The sequence below is a fragment of the Melissococcus plutonius ATCC 35311 genome (assembly GCF_000270185.1).
In the GTDB taxonomy this organism is placed as follows: domain Bacteria; phylum Bacillota; class Bacilli; order Lactobacillales; family Enterococcaceae; genus Melissococcus; species Melissococcus plutonius.
Genome location: NC_015516.1, coordinates 1,083,273 through 1,101,771 on the forward strand (window position 1 = coordinate 1,083,273; position 18,499 = coordinate 1,101,771).

Sequence of the window (18,499 nt, forward strand, 5' to 3'; positions counted from 1 at the left end):
TATTGGTTCCTTTTTCATTCCAACAATACATGTATATAAATATTTAATCGTATAGAACTATCTTTATAATCTAGTCTATATATTTTTAGTTGAGACTTTTTTATCCAATATAGTAGGGCAATATTTCTAAGATGATGGGAATCAATTATTTATAGATAGGTGATTACTTTAAATATGGGCTTTAAATTTAGCTGGGTTTTCAAATGAGACTAATGGGCTAAAGTGAATTTCAATATCTCCTGTTTGATTAAGACCAAAATGGGTGATACATTCCATTTCTTTGCCTGAAGCAACTGAATCCATAGTGTGCTCATTTGCATAAGAATCCGATTTTTTATTGTCTGATCCATACACATTGACATCAGCACCTACAGGAATATCTTTATCACTATTATTTTTAACTGTATAATAAATCTTTACAAATTATGCAGGTTTTTTATCATCAAACTCATTTCTTTCATCTGTTAATTCTACATGTTTAAGCGTATATTCCACATCACCAACCTGAACAGTATCACCTATCTTGTAGAATTTATCAGATTCTTTTTCTTTTGTTTTTGCACTGGATTTTTGTTCTACTTTTTCTCCACCATTATCTGATCTACTAGTAGCAACGCCACCAATAGCGATAACTAGAACGACCAATACAATCCAGAACCAAATACGTTTATAAATTGGTTTTTTTACTTTTGCCATGTTAATTTCCTCCTAATATATGTTGGTTATTCTTTTCGATAGAAAGGTCAAAAGAACGCTCGCTTTATTTTTTCTAAGAGTAATTGAATAATGAGCAACTTTTCAATAAAATACGAATAAACAAAAATTATTTCATTGTCTAAATCCATTCAGTATGGCTTAATTTTTTCGACCAATCGTTGTTTCTTCAATATTGATAGAAAGATTGTCATTACTTTTTTGCATTAAAGTATAAATGGCTGCAAGTATTAATAAAATAAATGCTGGAAGTGCAAGTAACATCGTACAAATAAATAATGCACAACCAATTGTACCTAATATATGTCCAACGATAGTAATACCTGCTTTTTTTGATTTAAAAATAGCAATGAGATATAAGATAAGACCTATTCCCACCATGATATAAAAGAATGTTGCAATCCCTTGTGTTGATCCAGATTTACCATTAAAAGCTTCATCAAAAGCAGATCCTAAAACAACAAACCATGATATAGCTATAAGTATTGTGTTGATAATATCAAATATACCTGCCCAAATATTAATTTTTAATGTTTTTTTTTCATTTTTAATCCTCCAATTTTATTCTATATAATATATAAAGTCAATAAGGCTAATTTTTATTAGTCTAATTCATTCATCATCTACAAAAAAACTAGGGAAATATAAAAAATTATGTTTAGAAATTTTTTATATATAATTATTTTTGATTTTATTACAATAATATGAAAAAAGTAAAAACAATGAAAACGAAGAATGTTTTTTATCATATTGTTAATAGAAATATTTTAAGATTTTGTCTATTTAAGCGTTATACCAGTTAAAAGAAAAACCAAGAGATTAATTTTTTAATCATTTAGATGTTGAATTGCAAAGGCAGCTTCTTCTGAAGTGAATTTTTCACCTGCATCAGATATTAGTTGAGTACGAATAGTTTCTGGTGACATATTCATTTGATTTTGATAGATCTTAGCCTTTTTTAAAGCGTTATTATTCCAATCCGCCTTAATATTATCAACAGCATATTGGGCAGCTTGTTCTGAAAATTTTTCACCAACGTTCGAAGTTAATTGATTGTATAGTTTAGCTTTTGACATATTCATTATTTCTACATAAGTTTTTGATTTTTGTAATGCTGATTTATATTCTGTTGGTAGATTATCTTTCTCGCTTGTTATTGATTTTATTTGGTTTATATCTTTATTCGGTTCAGTTTTTTCGACCTTATTTTCCTCAACCTGACTTTTTTCAACTTCTTCATTCTCGCTTGCCAGTTGATTGTCATCCTTATTTTCCACTATTCCACCAATCCCACTAACTAGTATAATTAATGCAAACCAAAACCATACCTGCTTATAAATCGGCTTTTTCACTTTTTCTACCATATATTCCTCCTAGTAAATGTTATAACGTGTGTATATGCTACAATATATTTAAAAATCAGGAAAACTCATAGGTTATACTACCAAACTTTTCATAGTTTTATTTGGATCTTTAGTTCTTTCAATTTTCAAATATTAAAATAGTATTGAATGCGTTTTAATTATTTTTCATCGTGAATTTTCTAAAAATTTGATGTGTATTTAGAATTCATGCTAATTATTAGTCAATAATTTATTACTAATAAAGTTAGTATAGCAGATTTTTTTTCATTTTTGTTAAAAAAATAAAAATAATATCAAATTATCATTGCTTATTGTAATTTATATCAGATAAAGAGGTATATACATGGATTTTTATTACAAAGTTTATAATAAATAATTTTTAAATGAATGCTTATAATGAATAATATTTAATAGTTATTGTGTTGTCACTTTATAATTGAGTTTGTTACAAATAGGACTTGACCTATTTGTAATTTGATTGTATTATACTACTTGGGCACCATTGAAAAGGTTTAAGAATAATTAGGCTCCCTATTCATTTGTTGAATAGGGAGCTTTTGCTTTTTTAATGGTCAGAAAGAAATATTGGTTTTGATTCTCCTAATTTAGAATAAGAAAGGGTTTTTTGTTATATGACAAAATATATTTTTGTTACAGGTGGCGTAGTTTCTTCTATCGGTAAAGGAATTGTGGCAGCTTCACTTGGTCGTTTATTAAAAAATCGTGGACTAAAAGTAACGATTCAAAAATTTGATCCTTATATTAATGTGGATCCTGGAACCATGAGTCCATATCAACATGGTGAAGTATTTGTTACAGATGATGGCGCAGAAACAGATTTGGATCTGGGACATTATGAACGTTTTATTGATATTAATCTAAATAAATATTCAAATGTTACAACTGGAAAAATTTATTCAGAAGTTCTACATAAAGAGCGCAAAGGTGAATATCTAGGTGCAACAGTTCAGGTAATTCCTCATATTACTAATGAAATCAAAGAAAAAATTATGCGTGCTGCTAAAATGACAGATGCAGATATCATTATTACCGAGGTAGGTGGAACGGTTGGAGATATTGAATCATTACCATTTTTAGAAGCTTTACGTCAAATGAAAGCAGACGTAGGTAGTGATAATGTTATGTATATCCACACGACATTAATTCCCTATCTAAAAGCAGCGGGAGAAATGAAAACAAAACCTACACAACATAGCGTAAAAGAATTGAGAAGTTTAGGCATTCAACCAAATATTTTGGTTGTCCGCACAGAATCGCCAATTTCACAAAGCATTAAAGACAAATTAGCACAATTTTGCGATGTAGCAACTGAGGCAGTAATTGAATCTAGAGATGTAGAAACGCTTTATTCGATTCCTTTGGCATTACAAGCACAAAATATGGATAAAATTGTTTGCGATCATTTGAAATTAGATGTGCCACCAGCAGACATGACGGAATGGCAAGCTTTAGAAAAACGTGTATTAAGTTTAAAGAAAAAGACAAAAATTGCTTTAGTTGGTAAGTATATTGAATTGCCAGATGCCTATATTTCAGTTGTTGAGGCGTTGAAACATGCTGGCTTTGTTTTCGACTCAGATATTGAGATGAAATGGGTAGACGCACAATATTTGACAGCTGAAAATGTTGATGAACTGCTAGGAGATGCTGATGGGATTCTTGCTCCAGGCGGGTTTGGAGATCGTGGCATTGAAGGAAAGATTGAAGCTATTCACTATGCTCGTGAGAATGATCGTCCATTTTTGGGTATTTGTTTAGGTATGCAAATGGCTTGTGTAGAATTTGCACGTAATGTGGTTGGATTAAACGATGCAGGTTCAGCAGAATCTAATCCAAATATTGAACATAACATTATAGATCTAATGGCAGATCAGTCAGCTATTGAAAATTTAGGTGGAACATTGCGGTTAGGTTTGTACCCATGTAAATTAAAGTCGGGAACAAAAACAGCTGAAATTTACGATAACCAAGAAGTAGTCCAAGAACGTCATCGTCATCGCTATGAATTCAATAATGATTATCGTCAATTATTTGAAGACAATGGGCTAGTCTTTTCTGGTGTATCTCCAGATAATCGATTAGTTGAAATTGTTGAATTACCAGAGAAGAAATTCTTTGTTGGTTGTCAATTTCATCCAGAGTTGATCTCACGACCAAATCGTCCACAACATTTAATTAAGGGATTTGTAAAAGCGGCCGTTGAAATTCGAGATGATAAAAAAGCATAAAATGTCGGATTTATGCTTTGCTTAAGATTTACTGTGAAAATTATTGAACTAGCTTAAACCAAGACTTTAATTAAATAGTCAAAAAAACCTTGAAAGTAATTTTAACTTTCAAGGTTTTTTTGCTAGATTTAATTTTGAAATATCAATATTTGTTTACATTTTAAAATGATGTAGAAATTGGTGAATTTGAATCACTTGGTTTTGACTCCTTACTGGATTTACTAGATTCAGCACTTGGTTCACTAGGCTCATCGCTAGATTTAGTAGGCTCACTAGATTTACTAGATTCACTAGGGTCATTATCCAATATTTGGCTCTCTGTACTGCTAGATGTAGTGGAAGATGTTTCTTTACTTTCTTGTGAAGTTTCCTCTATTGGTAAACTAGAAGAACTGTTGGAAGGCAAAGTCGATACTGTTGGTAATGGCGTTGATTTACCTTTTACATAAAGTTCTTTTCCTACACGAATAACAGTATTTGGTTGTTTCCAATCAATATTTGATACATTTTTAGAAAGATATTGAATCATCTCACGATAAACAGAAGAGGCAATACCATAATCATTGTAAAGAACAGGCATCATTCGGTCTTTATATCCTGTCCAAACAGACACGACATAATTAGGCGTATAGCCTACAAATGTACTATCTGGTGCTACACCCAAACTACTAGTCACCTTTAAATGTGCCATATCGCTGTCTGTATAATTAGAGGTTCCCGTTTTTCCTGCCTGAATTAATCCTGGAATTTTGGCATTGAAAGCCGTTCCTCCAGAAATAACGTCTTTGAGCATATCTGTCATCATATAGGCAGTGGCTTCACTCATTGCTTGGTTGCTCTCAGGTGCAAATTCATCAACAGAACCATCTTTATAAACGACCTTATTCACATAATAAGGTTTATTGTATACACCTTGATTTGCAAAAGCGGCATAAGCTGCAGCGAGCTTTAAGGAAGAGAGGCCATATTTATTTGTTTTTAGATCTAATTTTGATGTATTGCTAGAAATTGCATTAGACTCATTCAAATCTGCGAATTGAATACCAAGATTTTTAAGGAATTCTGCCGCTTTTTCTTTTCCGACTGCCTTAAATGTTTGAACGGCTGTAGTATTTCGTGAACGCATAATGGCTTTTCTCATAGTAATTGGACCGTAATATTGGAAATCAGAATTAAAAACAGGTGTACCACTGGAATAGGTCGTTGGCTGATCTTTTAAAGGAATTCCTGTAGAATAATTTAAGTATTCAATAGCTGGGCCATAGTCAATCATTGGTTTCATTGTTGAACCGACATCACGAGACGTATTGACTGCCAGGTTATTGTTTAATTGAGAATTCTCAGGGAATTTTCTACCACCAATTTGTGCGCGTACTTGTCCCGTTTCGACATCAATAGCTGTAGATGCTACCTGGAAATCATTATCCGGATATTGAACATAGTTATCCGTATTAACAATATCATATAGACGTTTTTGAGCTTTCATATCAAGATTGGTATAAATATTTAAGCCATCTGTATAGACATTTTTTCCAGTTTTCTTTTGAACTTCATCAATAACTTCTTTTACATAATTATCAACAATTTGTCGATCATTTGAAGAAGTTTTCAATGGCTTAAGGCCATCATCAATAGGAGTCTCTTTGGCCTGATCATATTCCTGCTGACTGATCTTTTTGTTGTCTAACATAGTATAAAGAACGGTATCGCGTCTTTCCTTGGCCTGGTCTTTATGGGTATAAGGATTATACTCATTTGGTGCTTGAGGCATACCAGCTAATAATGCAGTTTGAGGTAAACTCAATTCATTTAGGGACTTTCCATAATAATTTTCTGCAGCAGTCTCCATTCCATACAGACCGTTAGCCATATAAACCTTATTTATATAATAAGTTAAAATCTCTTCTTTTGATTTTTTCTTTTCTAATTGAAGAGCTAGCCAAGCTTCCTGGGCTTTTCGTTTAAAGTTTTTATCAGCATCTTTTGTTGAGAAATAAGTTAATTTGATTAACTGCTGGGTTAATGTACTCCCGCCTTGTAGACCAGAACTGCGGTGTTTTAAGTTTGAAAAAGCTGAACCGGCAATTCGAATAGGATCGACACCAGCATGTTTATAAAATCGACGATCCTCAACAGAAGTAATTGAATTTTTTAATAATTGAGGAATATCATTTGGTTGAATCAATTCCCGTTTTTCTGCACCTAGGTCTTCAAAAACTTCATTATTCATATCATATAATTTTGAAGAAGTAGTGGCATTCAACCTTGTATCAGACAATCCTGGCGCATTGTGTGCATAATAGACAAATAAGCCAGTCCCTGCCAAAAGGCCAATAAATAGGATAAAAATTAGACTTAAGAAAATTTTTATAATCCCATGTTTCTTTTTTCCATTTCTCATAGGAGGCTCATTTTTATGTGAATATCTAGATGAGCGTGTGTCTGATTTTTCAGTTGCCATATTTGTAACTCCTTTAAATAATTACTTCCAGTTTTTTACTTCTTTTGATTTTTTTATATTTAAAATATGTAGATCAACAGCTTTTAAATAGGGAATGGGGGGAGTGAGTTCACAGGGAATTTCAATGCCTTCCTTTTCTATTAAAGCCAGAGGCAGTGACTTTTTTCCCGTATTACTTTGTTGATTCCAATGAAAGATGAGCTTTGAGCCTTCGAAAAAAAAACAACGTCGTAAAGATGAAAACCAAAGCAGAACAAAACATATGCCTTGTTGTTTTAAACATTGGTTAATATGTTTAATTTGATGAGAATGAAAATTACTAAAAGGAAAAGAAGTTTTATTTTTTGTCTCTTTTGCTTCGAAATCAATATAATAGCCTTGATAAACACCATTATAATCCGTGGTAGATGCCTGACGAAAATAAGCTTCCTTAATGACTGCAGCACTGCGGCGTGGATAATCTACCTTTACCACCTGAATAGGTGTAGGCTTCTTATGAATGACAGCCAGTCCATGATTTAAATAATACAGATTACTTTGGTTAATCGACTCTTCAAATTCCATTCCACGTTTGCCAAATTGAATGTTCTGTTTGGTTTTTTCTTGTATTTTTTTTTGTTCTCCGTCATGATTGTTTTTAAAGGAAGTACCATTAGGATAATGGAATACCATTTTATCACACTCCTAGACATATTATAGCAAAAAATCAAAGGGAAAGAAAAGGCTAGTTCAATGAATATTATAAAAAGATTATATATTACTGGATATAAAAGTGCAGAATTAGGTATTTTTCAAGCAAATGATCCAAAAATTTCTATTATTAAACAATGCTTGGAAAAACAATTGATATCTTATCTAGAAAATGGGCTAAATTGGGTAATTATTTCTGTAAACTTAGGTATTGAAATCTGGGCAGCAGAGGTGGTAGAAGAGCTGAAGAAAAACTATCCAGAGCTAAAACTTAGCATTATTTATCCCTTCAAAGATTTTGGTAGTAATTGGAACGAACAAAATAAAGAACAACAAAAAAAGATAGAAAATCTTGCTGATTATTGTAATTCAGTCAGCCACCAACCTTATTATCCACCTATCCAATATCAAAATCATACAAAATTTTTATTAGAGCATACGGATGGTTGTCTAGTTATTTATGACCCTGAGTATCCTGGAAAAACTGCCTATTTTTTAGAAAAGGCCCAACAATTTTCTAAAAAAAGAAATTATACTATTCAGCAGATTACTATGGATGACTTACAAAACTGTCAAAATTATGAAGAATATAATTGATTTTCTATACATATTTGGGTACAATGATAATGCTGTGAAATTTAATCGGTAAATAATTAACGAGGTGTAAATATGGCAAACTTGGTATACAGTCCTAAAGATATATTACAAAAAGAATTTAAGCAAAGAATGCGCGGGTATGATCCAATTGAAGTCGATGAATTTTTAGACAATGTAATCAAAGATTATGAAGCTTACAATAAAGAAATCCTAACCTTGCAAGAAGAAAATAATCGATTAAAAGCAAAATTGGAACAAATGTCAAAAGTCCAACAAGCTGCTCCAAGAGCATCACAAGAAGCACCAAAAAGTGCAGCAGTGACAAATTTTGACATTTTAAAACGCTTATCTAATCTAGAACGCGAAGTGTTCGGTAAAAAATTAGATGATTCTTCAACAACGGTTGCTTCTCGCATGCAACAACATACAACAACTTACGACAACGATATTGACAACTCAGAAACACGTCAATTTTAATATTAAGTTTGCTTATTATTTTATTCTCGCATTAAATATTCAGACAAAGAATTAGTATTAATAAAATTAACTTTGTAATTTTCGGGTGATCGCGGTCTATATTATATAGGCTGAGGAAAGTCCATGCTCGCACAGGCTGAGATGTCTGTAGTGTTCGTGCTTAGCAAAACCATAAGCTAAGGTATCTCTAAAGAGATAACGGCAGAGAAAATGGCTAAGGGAAACTATGCCAAAGTACTCTATAAAGTGTCACAGTGACGAAGCGACTTGGAAACAAGATCGGTGGAACGCGATAAACCCCTCGAGCGAGCAACCCAAACAATGGTAGGGGCACTCTTCTAAAGGAAATGAACGAGTAGAAGAGACAGAAATTTTTCTGTAGATAGATGATGACCCTCTAAATTCTTTTCCTGAGAGAATCTAGAGACAGAACATGGCTTATAGAAAATTACAATGAATCAGGAACAAAATAGTAACCAATGCAATTGATAACCATATATAAAATGATGAATAACTGCTAAATTTAATTTTATTTTTATCAACATTTTGCTGAATAATTTACCTAGGAAAAGAAATACAAAAGAAATATTATGAGTACTTTTAATAACCTGACGATCAAAATGTCTAATTATTTGAAGTTAGAAAAAAGGGTGTGGGATTTCATTTCTTCTCACATCCTTTTTTTAGAATGAAAAATTATTTTAAAATGCTAGCTTAGACAAATATATAGAAATAAACATATAAAAAAGAGGAAAAAATATGACAAATGAGAAAATTTTTAATTTGATGGCAACTTCTGCAAGTGGCATTGAAGCATTAGTCGGTAAGGAACTCCGTGCTTTAGATATTCCTTGTCAGGTAGAAAATGGCAAGGCATTATTTCAAGGAACCCAGACAACAATTGCGACCACCAATTTATGGTTACGGACAGCTGATCGTATTAAAATAGTTATTGGTGAATTTTCGGCTTTAAGTTTTGATGAATTGTTTGAAAAGGTTAAGGCATTACCATGGGAGGATTATTTACCTCTGGGTGCAAAATTTCCTGTAGCAGGAAAATCAATTAAATCTAAATTATACAGTGTGCCAGATTGTCAGGCAATCACTAAAAAAGCAATTGTCGAACGGTTAAAAAGTGTTTATCATCGACCAAGTACAACCCCTTTGCCTGAAACGGGTGCTCTTTTTCAAATTGAAGTTGCCTTATTAAAAGATCAAGTGACACTGACAATAGATACAACAGGACCTAGTTTATTTAAACGAGGATATCGTTTAGAAAAAGGAGGCGCGCCTTTAAAAGAAACTATGGCGGCTGCCTTGGTAATGTTAACAAATTGGCGAAAGGATCGGCCATTTTATGATCCAGTTTGCGGTTCAGGTACTATTTGTATTGAAGCTGCTTTAATTGGCCGTAATATTGCTCCAGGCTTTAATCGTAGTTTTACTTGTGAAACTTGGGATTGGTTTGATGAACCTATTTTTAAAGCAGTTCGTGAAAAAGCTAAATATCAAGCTGATTATGAAATTGAACTAGATATTACTGGATCAGATATTAATGGTAAAATGATTGATATTGCACATCGAAATGCACAAGAAGCAAACTTGGAGTCTTCCATCACATTTAAACAATTGGCAGTGAAAGATTTTAAAACAACAAAAGATTATGGTGTCATGGTTGCTAACCCACCCTATGGTGAACGTCTGGGTGAGGAAGAGACGGTTCATCAACTTTATAAAGAACTAGGAAAAGTTTTTCAGCCATTAGACACTTGGAGTAAATATATATTAACAAGCGATCTTGGTTTTGAAACGGACTATGGAGAAAAAGCAACAAAAAAACGTAAATTATACAATGGTGCACTACGGATAGATTTGTTTCAATATTGGGGAAAACGTCTACCTAGAAAGAATTCATGATAAAACGTCTTGCAACTTTAAGTTTACTAAATTTTTATTTTTAATAAAATGACTAGATTATTGGTAATCGTTATTGTAAGAAGTTTTTTCTGCTTGATGATTTAATTATTAATAAAAAATTCATCTTTTATCTCATTTATAATTAAACGACATGATGAGAAGAGCCTTCCTTTTATTGAATAAAACAGAGTAAAACATTAAATTTAAAATTTAAACAATCAAAAAATTTGAATCATGAATTTTTTGATTGTTTAATTAGAGATAAGGTTGTATGCTTTTAAAAGATACAAACAGCTAGTCAGGAGTTGAATATCGGTGATGTTATCTATTGATGAATATTTAAAAGCTGGAGAAACGACAATTTCTAATTTAGTTATTGAGAATTATCAAAGATTGGGATTAACAGATGAAGAGTTTTTATTTTGGCTTCAATTATTTCGTTCACAAAATACAGGTGATTTATTTCCTAATTTGACAGCTATTAGTCAGATAATGGGTAAATCTCCAGGTAAGATTTACCAATTATTGAACCAATTGGTAAACAAGGGGTTCATTATTATACGTACCAAACAAAATACCCAAGGTAGAATGATGGATACTTATGATTTATTCCCTATTTTTCAAAAAATTTATGGATTAAAGCAACAAGCCAAACAAGAATCAGCCACATCTGTAGATAAAGTTCGCCAATTGTATCAAACGTTTGAAAAAGAATTCGCACGGCAGTTATCTCCCATTGAACTTGAAACCATTGGTCAATGGCTAGAAGTAGACCATTATCAACCTGAAATCATTTGTTTAGCATTAAAAGAAGCCGTCTTAAATCAGGTCTATAGCTTGAAGTATATTGATCGTATTCTTCTAACCTGGGAAAGAAAAAATCTGACAACAAAAGAACAAATTGCTGAAGATCGGAAAAGAAGAAAACAATCGTTATTACAAAAAGAAATTACTGAAAATCAAAAAGAACAGACAAATGCAGCAACAAAAATAACTTTACATAATTGGTTAAATCCAGAGGAAGATAGTTAGGAGGCTCTTAAATGCTTTCTAAAGAGAAAACAATGGAAGCAATCAATATTATGTATGAAATGTTTCCAAATGCTAAAGGGGAGCTAAATCGCAAGAATCCATTTGAATATCTTATTGCCGTTAGTCTAAGTGCTCAAACTACAGATGTTTCTGTAAATAAAGTAACACCAGCCTTATTTGCCGCTTATCCAACGCCAGAAGCTCTAGCAAATGCACCGATTGAAGCAATTATAGAAAAAATAAAAACAATTGGATTATACAGAAATAAAGCAAAAAATATTAAGGCATGTGCTGAACAATTAGTTGAACGATTTGATAGTCAGGTACCTCAAACGCATAAGGAACTAATGAGTTTGCCAGGAGTAGGTCAAAAAACAGCAAATGTTGTTATGGCAGATATGTTTAATGAACCCTCATTAGCTGTAGATACACACGTAGAAAGAGTTTCTAAACGGTTACGTTTTTGTTCGTTAAAAGCGAACGTTTCACAGGTAGAAGAGACGCTTAAAAAAAAGGTACCTAAGCATTTATGGATAAAAACACATCATACATTGATTTTTTTTGGCCGCTATCATTGCTTTGCTAGAAATCCTAAGTGTCCAGTTTGTCCTTTGCTTTATATGTGTCCGGAAGGTAAAAAGCGTTTGAAAGTAAAAAATGATTAATTCCTTTGAAAGTAAGATCGAGTACTTTTAAATCTTTTAAGAACAAATGAATCCATTCAGCAATAGTTTTTTGAATAAAAAATATAAATTTCATGTAATATTGATGAAAGTTTCTATCAAGTAAATTAATTCGATAAGTAGGATTATATGTTAGATTCCATTAATTTTTTATAGAATTTTTTAATACTTTGTTGGTTATCATTCTATTGTCTTTATTTATAAATCATAATAAAAACTTAGCATGAGCGTATATTGTAACGTTTGTATGCTAAGTTTTTAATTGATTAATTAATTAATACCTATTACAAAATTAAATAATTTGTCAGAGTAGGTTGGATGTTTTAAATCAGTCTGCATGGTCTTCTTTAAAATCGTTAGCTCATCAGTCATAATGCCATCAACCCCATAAAACATTAACCGTTTCATCCCAGCTTTATCATTTACCGTCCATGCAAAAACTTTTTTTTCCATCTTCATGGGCGGCATTAATAAAGTTTCGGTTGAGCGTGCTGTATTCCATTGAAAAGAAATCAACTGGCCCAATTGGTGGTCCCACAACATTAAAGGGAACAATATAGCCAACATAAAATCGAGGCTCTTTTTGTTTCAATTGAATGGCTGTTTCATAAGTTAATGTATGAATAAAATGATGTTCCTTCAAAATAATCGTTCGATATTTTTTAATAAATAGATCGATTACATCCGATGTGTCTTGTTTGGTTGTTTTAATTTCAATGATTAATTTTTGATTCAAATTTTTAGCAGTTTTTAAATAGTCATCAAATGAACAAATAGAAGCTGTTTTTCCATTTTCCTTAACGGTGAGTGCCTGTAGTTCTTTAAGTGTTAACTGGTTTACTCGTTTTTTTATCCCAGCTAACTGGTCTAAGTCAAAGTCATGCATGACAACGAATTGCTTGTCTTTTGTTTCATAAATATCCATTTCTACATAGTTGGGTTTTGCTTTACTGGTACTTATGAGAGCAGGTAAGGTGTTTTGCACACCATTAGTCCCATTTACACCACGATGAGAAATTGCTAATGGATAAATTTTTGAGGCAGAACGTAGATAATTGGCATTATAGATGACTACACCAATACTAAAAAGAAACGTCATAATCAATAGCAAACTTTTTCCTTTTCGTGTATAAGAAAACTTTTTCTTTTTTTTCACTGAGAACCATTCTGGTAAATCTGGAAGTAATTGATTCACCGACATATTTTCAATAATAATATAGAGAATACTTAAAGAGGATAAGACTATATTTAATAAAAACAGGCATTGCAATAAGGTCATTGCAATAACAGCACTGATAAATGAATAGGAACTAAAAAATTGTTCAACAAACCACTGCCCTAAAAAAATTAGCAAGGAAGCAATTAGCAAGAGAAGAATAATAAAAAGCCAAATAGCTAACATTTGAATTACAAGGCGCCAGGTTTGATGACGTGTTTTTTTCCAACTTATTTTGAGTGATTGACAAAATGAAATCGATCGAACTAAGATTAATTGTGGCAATGCAAAAATGAGTCGAATACCAAGATAAGTTATAACTAGATAATAAAGTATATAGATAGAGATAAGAATTACCCGATTAGCAAAAATAAAATCTAGGATAAAAGCAGGTATTTTTATTTTAGCTAAAACATCCGAATGAAAATTTATATAACTAATTGGTAAGATTAAAAAGAAATAAAATAAAAAAAATAAAAAAGTAAGTGGCCGAATTTTCTTAATTTGTAGCAATGTTCCATGAATGAGCTGCAAAACCGTAATAGGCTGCTTTTTTTTTATAAAAAAAACGGTTAGTAATAAAAAAGTAAACTCAAAAAAAGCAGCTAGAACAACGACAATTAATAAAAGAGTGAGAAAAAACAAAGCAAATGGATGATCAGTAATAATAGATGGCAGTAAATCATAAGACAAATAGGGAATTTTGCTATGTTTTAAAATAATGCGAGTGCAGCTTGATAACAATGGAAAAAAAACAAATAAAATAAAACCATGCATTAAAAGGACATTTTTAAAAGATAGTCGAGCTTCATTTAAAAACCGACAAATATGGGAAATACTTAATTGTGAATAACGCATTTTTCAACACCTAACATCAAGAATAAATAGTCAATTCAGATGAAATGATCTATTGGTTAAAAATGAAATAATTGTATTAAAAATACAATTTGGTAAATTATTTATACAAGCCATGAATCTATTAGAAGTAAATTCTTTCTCAATTATCTATCGGTTTGCTATACTTGGGTTAAGTGAAAGATTTATCTACTAAGTGAAATACCCAATTACTAGTCAATTTGATCAATATATTCATTTTAATTCTATATTTATTATAAAAGAAATAAAAAGAAAGCGATACTAATAATGATTAAGAAAAATGAATCGATTTCCTATAGATTAGTTAAATGAAAAAAACAATTGAGGGATTGGAATGACCAAAGAAAAAAAAGATAAAGGAAAATTATTCCATTATGCGAATGGACCAAGTTTAGAAGAAATTAACAATACAGTTGCCGTACCTAAAAATGCTGGCTTTTTTAAAATGTTACTTGCTTACAGTGGACCGGGAGCATTGGTTGCCGTTGGCTATATGGATCCTGGAAATTGGATTACTTCAATTGCTGGAGGAGCAGAACATAAATATATCTTGTTAAGTGTTATTCTTTTTTCAAGTTTGATAGCAATGTTATTACAAAGCATGGCGGCAAAGTTGGGCATTGTTACGGGTCATGATTTAGCACAGGCAACTAGAGCACATACAAGTAAAAAATTAGGCTTTGTTTTGTGGATAATTACAGAATTAGCCATTATGGCAACAGATATTGCTGAAATTATTGGTGGGGCGGTTGCATTAGAGCTACTATTCGGGTTTCCTTTGTTATTGGGTGTATTAATTACAGCATTTGATGTCTTACTTTTGCTGTTTTTAACCAAATTAGGATTTCGAAAAATTGAAGTGATTGTTGTTAGTTTGATTACCATTGTTTTTTTTGTATTTGCCTATGAAGTGATTTTAGCAAATCCCAATATAAAAGAATTATTCATGGGTTTTATTCCGAATACTAAAATTGCTACAAACCAATCTACCTTATTTTTGGCTTTAGGTATTGTTGGTGCCACGGTTATGCCACATAATCTGTATCTACATTCTTCTATTTCACAGGCTAGGATGTTTGATAGAAAAAATGAGCAAGAAATCGCTAAGGCGATTCGTTTTACAATTTGGGATTCTAATCTACAATTATTTCTTGCTTTTATCGTTAATTGTTTATTATTAATTTTGGGAGCAGCCTTATTTTATGGAAAAAATAGTGAATTAGGAAAATTTGTAGATTTGTATGATGCATTAAAAAATCCATCTATTGTCGGAAAGATTGCCAGTCCTTTCCTAAGTATGTTATTCGCAATTGCTTTGTTAGCCTCTGGTCAAAATTCAACAATTACAGGAACGTTATCAGGACAAATTGTCATGGAAGGATTTATTCATTTAAAAATGCCACTTTGGATGCGTCGTGTTATGACTCGGTTGCTTGCGATTATTCCTGTAATTATTTGTGTAATAATTTATGGAAATAAAGAATCTGCAGTAGAAGACTTGTTATTATACACACAAGTTTTCTTAAGTATTGCTTTACCTATTTCAATTATTCCATTAACAATCTATACCAGTGATAAAAAATTAATGGGCAGGTTTGTCAATCCGTTATGGGTAAGCATTTTAGCCTGGATTATTACCATTATTTTAACCATCTTAAACTTATTTTTGGTTTATCAAACCCTGTTTTAAATAAACGATGAAGCTAATGAACAATTATCCGTTTTGATTCCTAAGTATTTTAGATGAATTCCTTATTAAAAAGATAAATAAGTTATACAATCATAAGTTAAGAAATCCCATTCGTTTATAGAGTAACAACCTGTTTTAAAATAAATTTATTTTGAGTGTATGGGTGTTAATGATAGTTTATCAAAACAAAAGTTACTATATTAAGAGAAAAATATAAAGTTTCAATTCATGAAGGTCATCTCCCTAAGTTGAGAAAAAGATTTAAGATAAGTTAAAAATAAAACCAGTATAAAAAACCATTGTTTAAAAACAATGGTTTTTTATACTGATTGATTTAAAAATATAAAAAATTATTGTTTTTAATCGGTATAATAAAAAGTGTGTAACTCATTGGTAATTGGCAGCATACTAATGTAGTACAGGAATCTCAACATCTTAAATTATATTCTTTGAATGAAGAAGATACGAAAATTTGCCCTTCAATAAATAATAAGAGAGCTAAATAAATAAACCATTACTTGAAAATATCTTCATCTGTATTTATTTATAATCAGATAATCAACAAGAAAATAACCAATTGAGCTAGTGAATGAATAAAATCTATTTTAAAATAGTGTCATAACTTGCCTATTAATAGAAAGAGATGAATAGAGAATGAAAATTACAATAAATAGAATTTTAGAAAAATTAGATAGTAAAGAATCAGCCATATTTAATATTTTCCAAGTAACACCCTCTATAGAAAAAGCAATTAGTCTTTTAAAAGAAAGTAATTATACAATTGTTGCACAGAATATTGATTCCAAAGAATATGTTCAGTTAAAAATTTTAGATATTCTATATTTGGAATATTTAGAGCGAAAAATATTTTTTTATACAAATGAGAACATTCTTTTTATTAAAGATTCACTTTCAAATTTTATTAAACTATTACCAGAAGAATTTATACAGATTTCAAAAAATACGGTCGTAAATTCTTTATCTATTGAAAAATTTTACGCAAAAAAGAATGGGAACTTTATTTTAAAAATAACAAGTCATGAAAATTTAATGATTAGTAGACGTTATGTTCCAAATTTAAAAAAGACCTTAAAAGCTCTGAGTAATTAAACCACTTATGTATTAAAAATAACCACTTGTGTATTTTTATATGTAATTTTTACGAAAAGTGAAGTAGTATACAACTAGTTAAGTCTATGATAGTTAACTAGTTGTTTGCTGCCTAAAAGTTTTAAAAAAGATAATGGGAGGATTCAAAAATGAAATGGCGCACAAAAATAGCATCAAGTTTAGGCATGGGCTCATTTATTTATTTAGCTCTTATTTATTTCAATGGTTCAACAGTTGTAACTCATAAAACGATTACCATGGTTTTTTTGATTTCTATATTTACAGGAGTTACAACTAGTATCTTTGAAGTTGAAAGAATCAGTTTTTTAACCTCCTTAATCATTCACTATAGTGTAATCACACTTTTTGTCTGTATTTTATATCGAATTAATTATCCTATTCAAAATTTCACCCATTTAATTTTGAGTATTGCAGTTGTCTATTTTGTTGCATATAGTGTTGTAATATTTCAAAATAAATTAATTGTTAGAGAGTTAAACCACGATTTGAAGAAAAATCAGAGAGATAAATCATAATCTACTAGATAGATTAGAAGGGGAAAGATGATGTTAAAAATTCAGAATCTTCAAGTTAAGTATAAAGATGTTATAGCATTGGATCTACAGGGTGAAATGAATATTCAAGAAGATGATATTGTTGGCATTCTAGGGCCTAATAGAGCAGGAAAATCAACCTTGATAAAAGCGATTACGAATCAGGTAACCTATACTGGATATATAAAAAAACCGAAAAATATTGCTGTTCATTTACAGGAAAATCCTTATCCCAATGTTTTGACTTGTCAAACGATTATGGAAGGATTGTTGAAAACTAAACTAAAAAAAGACGACAAGCTAATGGCATTGATCGAATATTTTGAATTTCAAAGTCTGTTAAAGAAGAAAGTAACACAATTGTCTGGTGGCCAAAAACAAAAATTAACGTTGATCATGGTTTTATATCAAGATGCTTCTCTAACTTGCTTTGATGAAATGACAGCAGGTTTAGATTTTGAGGCACGTAATAGATTAATGGAGAAAATTCAAGAATGGTATTTAGGAAAAAATGCCACACTTTTGTTAGTCACACATTATTTTGATGAAATTGAAAAATTAGCGAATAAATTACTAATTATTAATAAAGGTAGTTTAATCGATTTTGGTAGAGTTAAAGAGTTGTTTAAAAAATACATTGGCTATTCAACAATTATCGTTGAAGGAGACAGGAAAAAACTCACCCTTCCAACAGGCAGACAAATTATCAGTAAGAAAGGAAAACAAGCTTTTTCTTTTTCCAGCAAAACAGCAGAAGAGGAAGTAATTAAAGTATTAGCCAGTTCAGGAAGAAAATTTTCCATTTCAAATAACAACGTTGAACTTATTTATTTGAATGCTATTAGTCAAAGTAAAAAATGTTAGGAGAA

General features: G+C 30.9%; 14 protein-coding genes, 1 other RNA gene and 2 pseudogenes. 11 read left to right on the forward strand and 6 right to left on the reverse strand.

All coding sequences use genetic code 11. From position 1 onward, the window contains the following. Positions 1 to 168: 168 nt before the first annotated feature. From MPTP_RS04550 to MPTP_RS04560, 3 genes and pseudogenes are all read right to left on the reverse strand, one after another. Positions 169 to 696: pseudogene (locus tag MPTP_RS04550) on the reverse strand (DUF5067 domain-containing protein). Between the two features lie 159 nt (positions 697 to 855). Continuing rightward, positions 856 to 1,095, reverse strand: a complete 240-nt coding sequence (locus MPTP_RS09575; protein WP_013773915.1) for a hypothetical protein — start codon at positions 1,093 to 1,095, stop codon at positions 856 to 858. Positions 1,096 to 1,541: 446 nt separating this feature from the next. Further along, positions 1,542 to 2,078 carry an Ltp family lipoprotein gene (locus MPTP_RS04560; RefSeq protein ID WP_013773916.1) on the reverse strand — a complete coding sequence of 179 codons (537 nt, stop codon included), beginning with the start codon at positions 2,076 to 2,078 and terminating at the stop codon, positions 1,542 to 1,544. A gap of 632 nt (positions 2,079 to 2,710) precedes the next feature. On the opposite strand from MPTP_RS04560, the gene MPTP_RS04565 reads away from it, so the two are divergent. Then, the gene (locus tag MPTP_RS04565; protein ID WP_013773917.1) at positions 2,711 to 4,327 is read left to right on the forward strand and encodes a CTP synthase; all 1,617 of its coding nucleotides are present in this window, start codon (positions 2,711 to 2,713) and stop codon (positions 4,325 to 4,327) included. A gap of 160 nt (positions 4,328 to 4,487) precedes the next feature. Here MPTP_RS04565 and MPTP_RS04570 read toward each other — a convergent pair whose 3' ends face one another. After that, the gene (locus tag MPTP_RS04570; RefSeq protein WP_013773918.1) at positions 4,488 to 6,788 is read right to left on the reverse strand and encodes a PBP1A family penicillin-binding protein; all 2,301 of its coding nucleotides are present in this window, start codon (positions 6,786 to 6,788) and stop codon (positions 4,488 to 4,490) included. 21 nt (positions 6,789 to 6,809) lie between these two features. Then, a complete protein-coding gene (gene recU / locus MPTP_RS04575) occupies positions 6,810 to 7,460 on the reverse strand; it encodes a Holliday junction resolvase RecU (RefSeq protein WP_013773919.1) in 651 nt (216 codons plus the stop codon). Positions 7,461 to 7,520: 60 nt separating this feature from the next. Between recU and MPTP_RS04580 the strand changes: the two genes are divergently transcribed. The 6 genes from MPTP_RS04580 to nth all read left to right on the forward strand — a co-directional run bounded on the left by MPTP_RS04580 (position 7,521) and on the right by nth (position 12,166). Continuing rightward, the gene (locus MPTP_RS04580; protein ID WP_013773920.1) at positions 7,521 to 8,075 is read left to right on the forward strand and encodes an SLOG family protein; all 555 of its coding nucleotides are present in this window, start codon (positions 7,521 to 7,523) and stop codon (positions 8,073 to 8,075) included. 72 nt (positions 8,076 to 8,147) lie between these two features. Continuing rightward, positions 8,148 to 8,552, forward strand: coding sequence for a cell division regulator GpsB (gene gpsB, locus MPTP_RS04585; protein WP_013773921.1), 405 nt, complete (start codon positions 8,148 to 8,150; stop codon positions 8,550 to 8,552). Between the two features lie 77 nt (positions 8,553 to 8,629). Further along, positions 8,630 to 8,998: RNase P RNA component class B (gene rnpB, locus MPTP_RS09260), an RNA gene on the forward strand. Between the two features lie 313 nt (positions 8,999 to 9,311). Next, positions 9,312 to 10,469, forward strand: coding sequence for a THUMP domain-containing class I SAM-dependent RNA methyltransferase (locus tag MPTP_RS04590; RefSeq protein WP_013773922.1), 1,158 nt, complete (start codon positions 9,312 to 9,314; stop codon positions 10,467 to 10,469). Positions 10,470 to 10,787: 318 nt separating this feature from the next. Continuing rightward, positions 10,788 to 11,501 (forward strand): DnaD domain protein, encoded by a 714-nt coding sequence (locus MPTP_RS04595; RefSeq protein WP_013773923.1) that lies wholly within the window; start codon positions 10,788 to 10,790, stop codon positions 11,499 to 11,501. Positions 11,502 to 11,512: 11 nt separating this feature from the next. Next, complete coding sequence (gene nth / locus MPTP_RS04600; protein WP_013773924.1) at positions 11,513 to 12,166, forward strand: endonuclease III; 654 nt, start codon at positions 11,513 to 11,515, stop codon at positions 12,164 to 12,166. A gap of 288 nt (positions 12,167 to 12,454) precedes the next feature. Here nth and MPTP_RS04605 read toward each other — a convergent pair. Further along, a pseudogene (locus MPTP_RS04605) lies at positions 12,455 to 14,258 on the reverse strand (glycerophosphoryl diester phosphodiesterase membrane domain-containing protein). 352 nt (positions 14,259 to 14,610) lie between these two features. Between MPTP_RS04605 and MPTP_RS04610 the strand changes: the two are divergent. The 4 genes from MPTP_RS04610 to MPTP_RS04625 all read left to right on the forward strand — a co-directional run bounded on the left by MPTP_RS04610 (position 14,611) and on the right by MPTP_RS04625 (position 18,494). Then, positions 14,611 to 15,966, forward strand: coding sequence for an Nramp family divalent metal transporter (locus tag MPTP_RS04610; protein ID WP_013773927.1), 1,356 nt, complete (start codon positions 14,611 to 14,613; stop codon positions 15,964 to 15,966). A 654-nt stretch (positions 15,967 to 16,620) separates the two neighbouring features. Further along, positions 16,621 to 17,076, forward strand: coding sequence for a LytTR family DNA-binding domain-containing protein (locus MPTP_RS04615; RefSeq protein WP_013773928.1), 456 nt, complete (start codon positions 16,621 to 16,623; stop codon positions 17,074 to 17,076). A 149-nt stretch (positions 17,077 to 17,225) separates the two neighbouring features. Continuing rightward, the gene (locus tag MPTP_RS04620) at positions 17,226 to 17,612 is read left to right on the forward strand and encodes a DUF3021 family protein (RefSeq protein ID WP_041363478.1); all 387 of its coding nucleotides are present in this window, start codon (positions 17,226 to 17,228) and stop codon (positions 17,610 to 17,612) included. Positions 17,613 to 17,642: 30 nt separating this feature from the next. Then, positions 17,643 to 18,494 (forward strand): ATP-binding cassette domain-containing protein, encoded by an 852-nt coding sequence (locus tag MPTP_RS04625; RefSeq protein WP_041363543.1) that lies wholly within the window; start codon positions 17,643 to 17,645, stop codon positions 18,492 to 18,494. Positions 18,495 to 18,499: the final 5 nt, after the last annotated feature.

Coding starts and splice junctions, on each gene's coding strand:
- MPTP_RS04580 (WP_013773920.1), top strand. CDS start 7,521: ATGAATATTATAAAAAGATTATATATTACTGGATATAAAAGTGCAGAA.
- MPTP_RS04620 (WP_041363478.1), top strand. CDS start 17,226: ATGAAATGGCGCACAAAAATAGCATCAAGTTTAGGCATGGGCTCATTT.
- gpsB (WP_013773921.1), top strand. CDS start 8,148: ATGGCAAACTTGGTATACAGTCCTAAAGATATATTACAAAAAGAATTT.
- MPTP_RS04590 (WP_013773922.1), top strand. CDS start 9,312: ATGACAAATGAGAAAATTTTTAATTTGATGGCAACTTCTGCAAGTGGC.
- MPTP_RS04570 (WP_013773918.1), bottom strand. CDS start 6,788: ATGGCAACTGAAAAATCAGACACACGCTCATCTAGATATTCACATAAA.
- MPTP_RS04595 (WP_013773923.1), top strand. CDS start 10,788: ATGTTATCTATTGATGAATATTTAAAAGCTGGAGAAACGACAATTTCT.
- MPTP_RS04565 (WP_013773917.1), top strand. CDS start 2,711: ATGACAAAATATATTTTTGTTACAGGTGGCGTAGTTTCTTCTATCGGT.
- MPTP_RS04615 (WP_013773928.1), top strand. CDS start 16,621: ATGAAAATTACAATAAATAGAATTTTAGAAAAATTAGATAGTAAAGAA.
- MPTP_RS04610 (WP_013773927.1), top strand. CDS start 14,611: ATGACCAAAGAAAAAAAAGATAAAGGAAAATTATTCCATTATGCGAAT.
- nth (WP_013773924.1), top strand. CDS start 11,513: ATGCTTTCTAAAGAGAAAACAATGGAAGCAATCAATATTATGTATGAA.
- MPTP_RS09575 (WP_013773915.1), bottom strand. CDS start 1,095: ATGGTGGGAATAGGTCTTATCTTATATCTCATTGCTATTTTTAAATCA.
- recU (WP_013773919.1), bottom strand. CDS start 7,460: ATGGTATTCCATTATCCTAATGGTACTTCCTTTAAAAACAATCATGAC.
- MPTP_RS04625 (WP_041363543.1), top strand. CDS start 17,643: ATGTTAAAAATTCAGAATCTTCAAGTTAAGTATAAAGATGTTATAGCA.
- MPTP_RS04560 (WP_013773916.1), bottom strand. CDS start 2,078: ATGGTAGAAAAAGTGAAAAAGCCGATTTATAAGCAGGTATGGTTTTGG.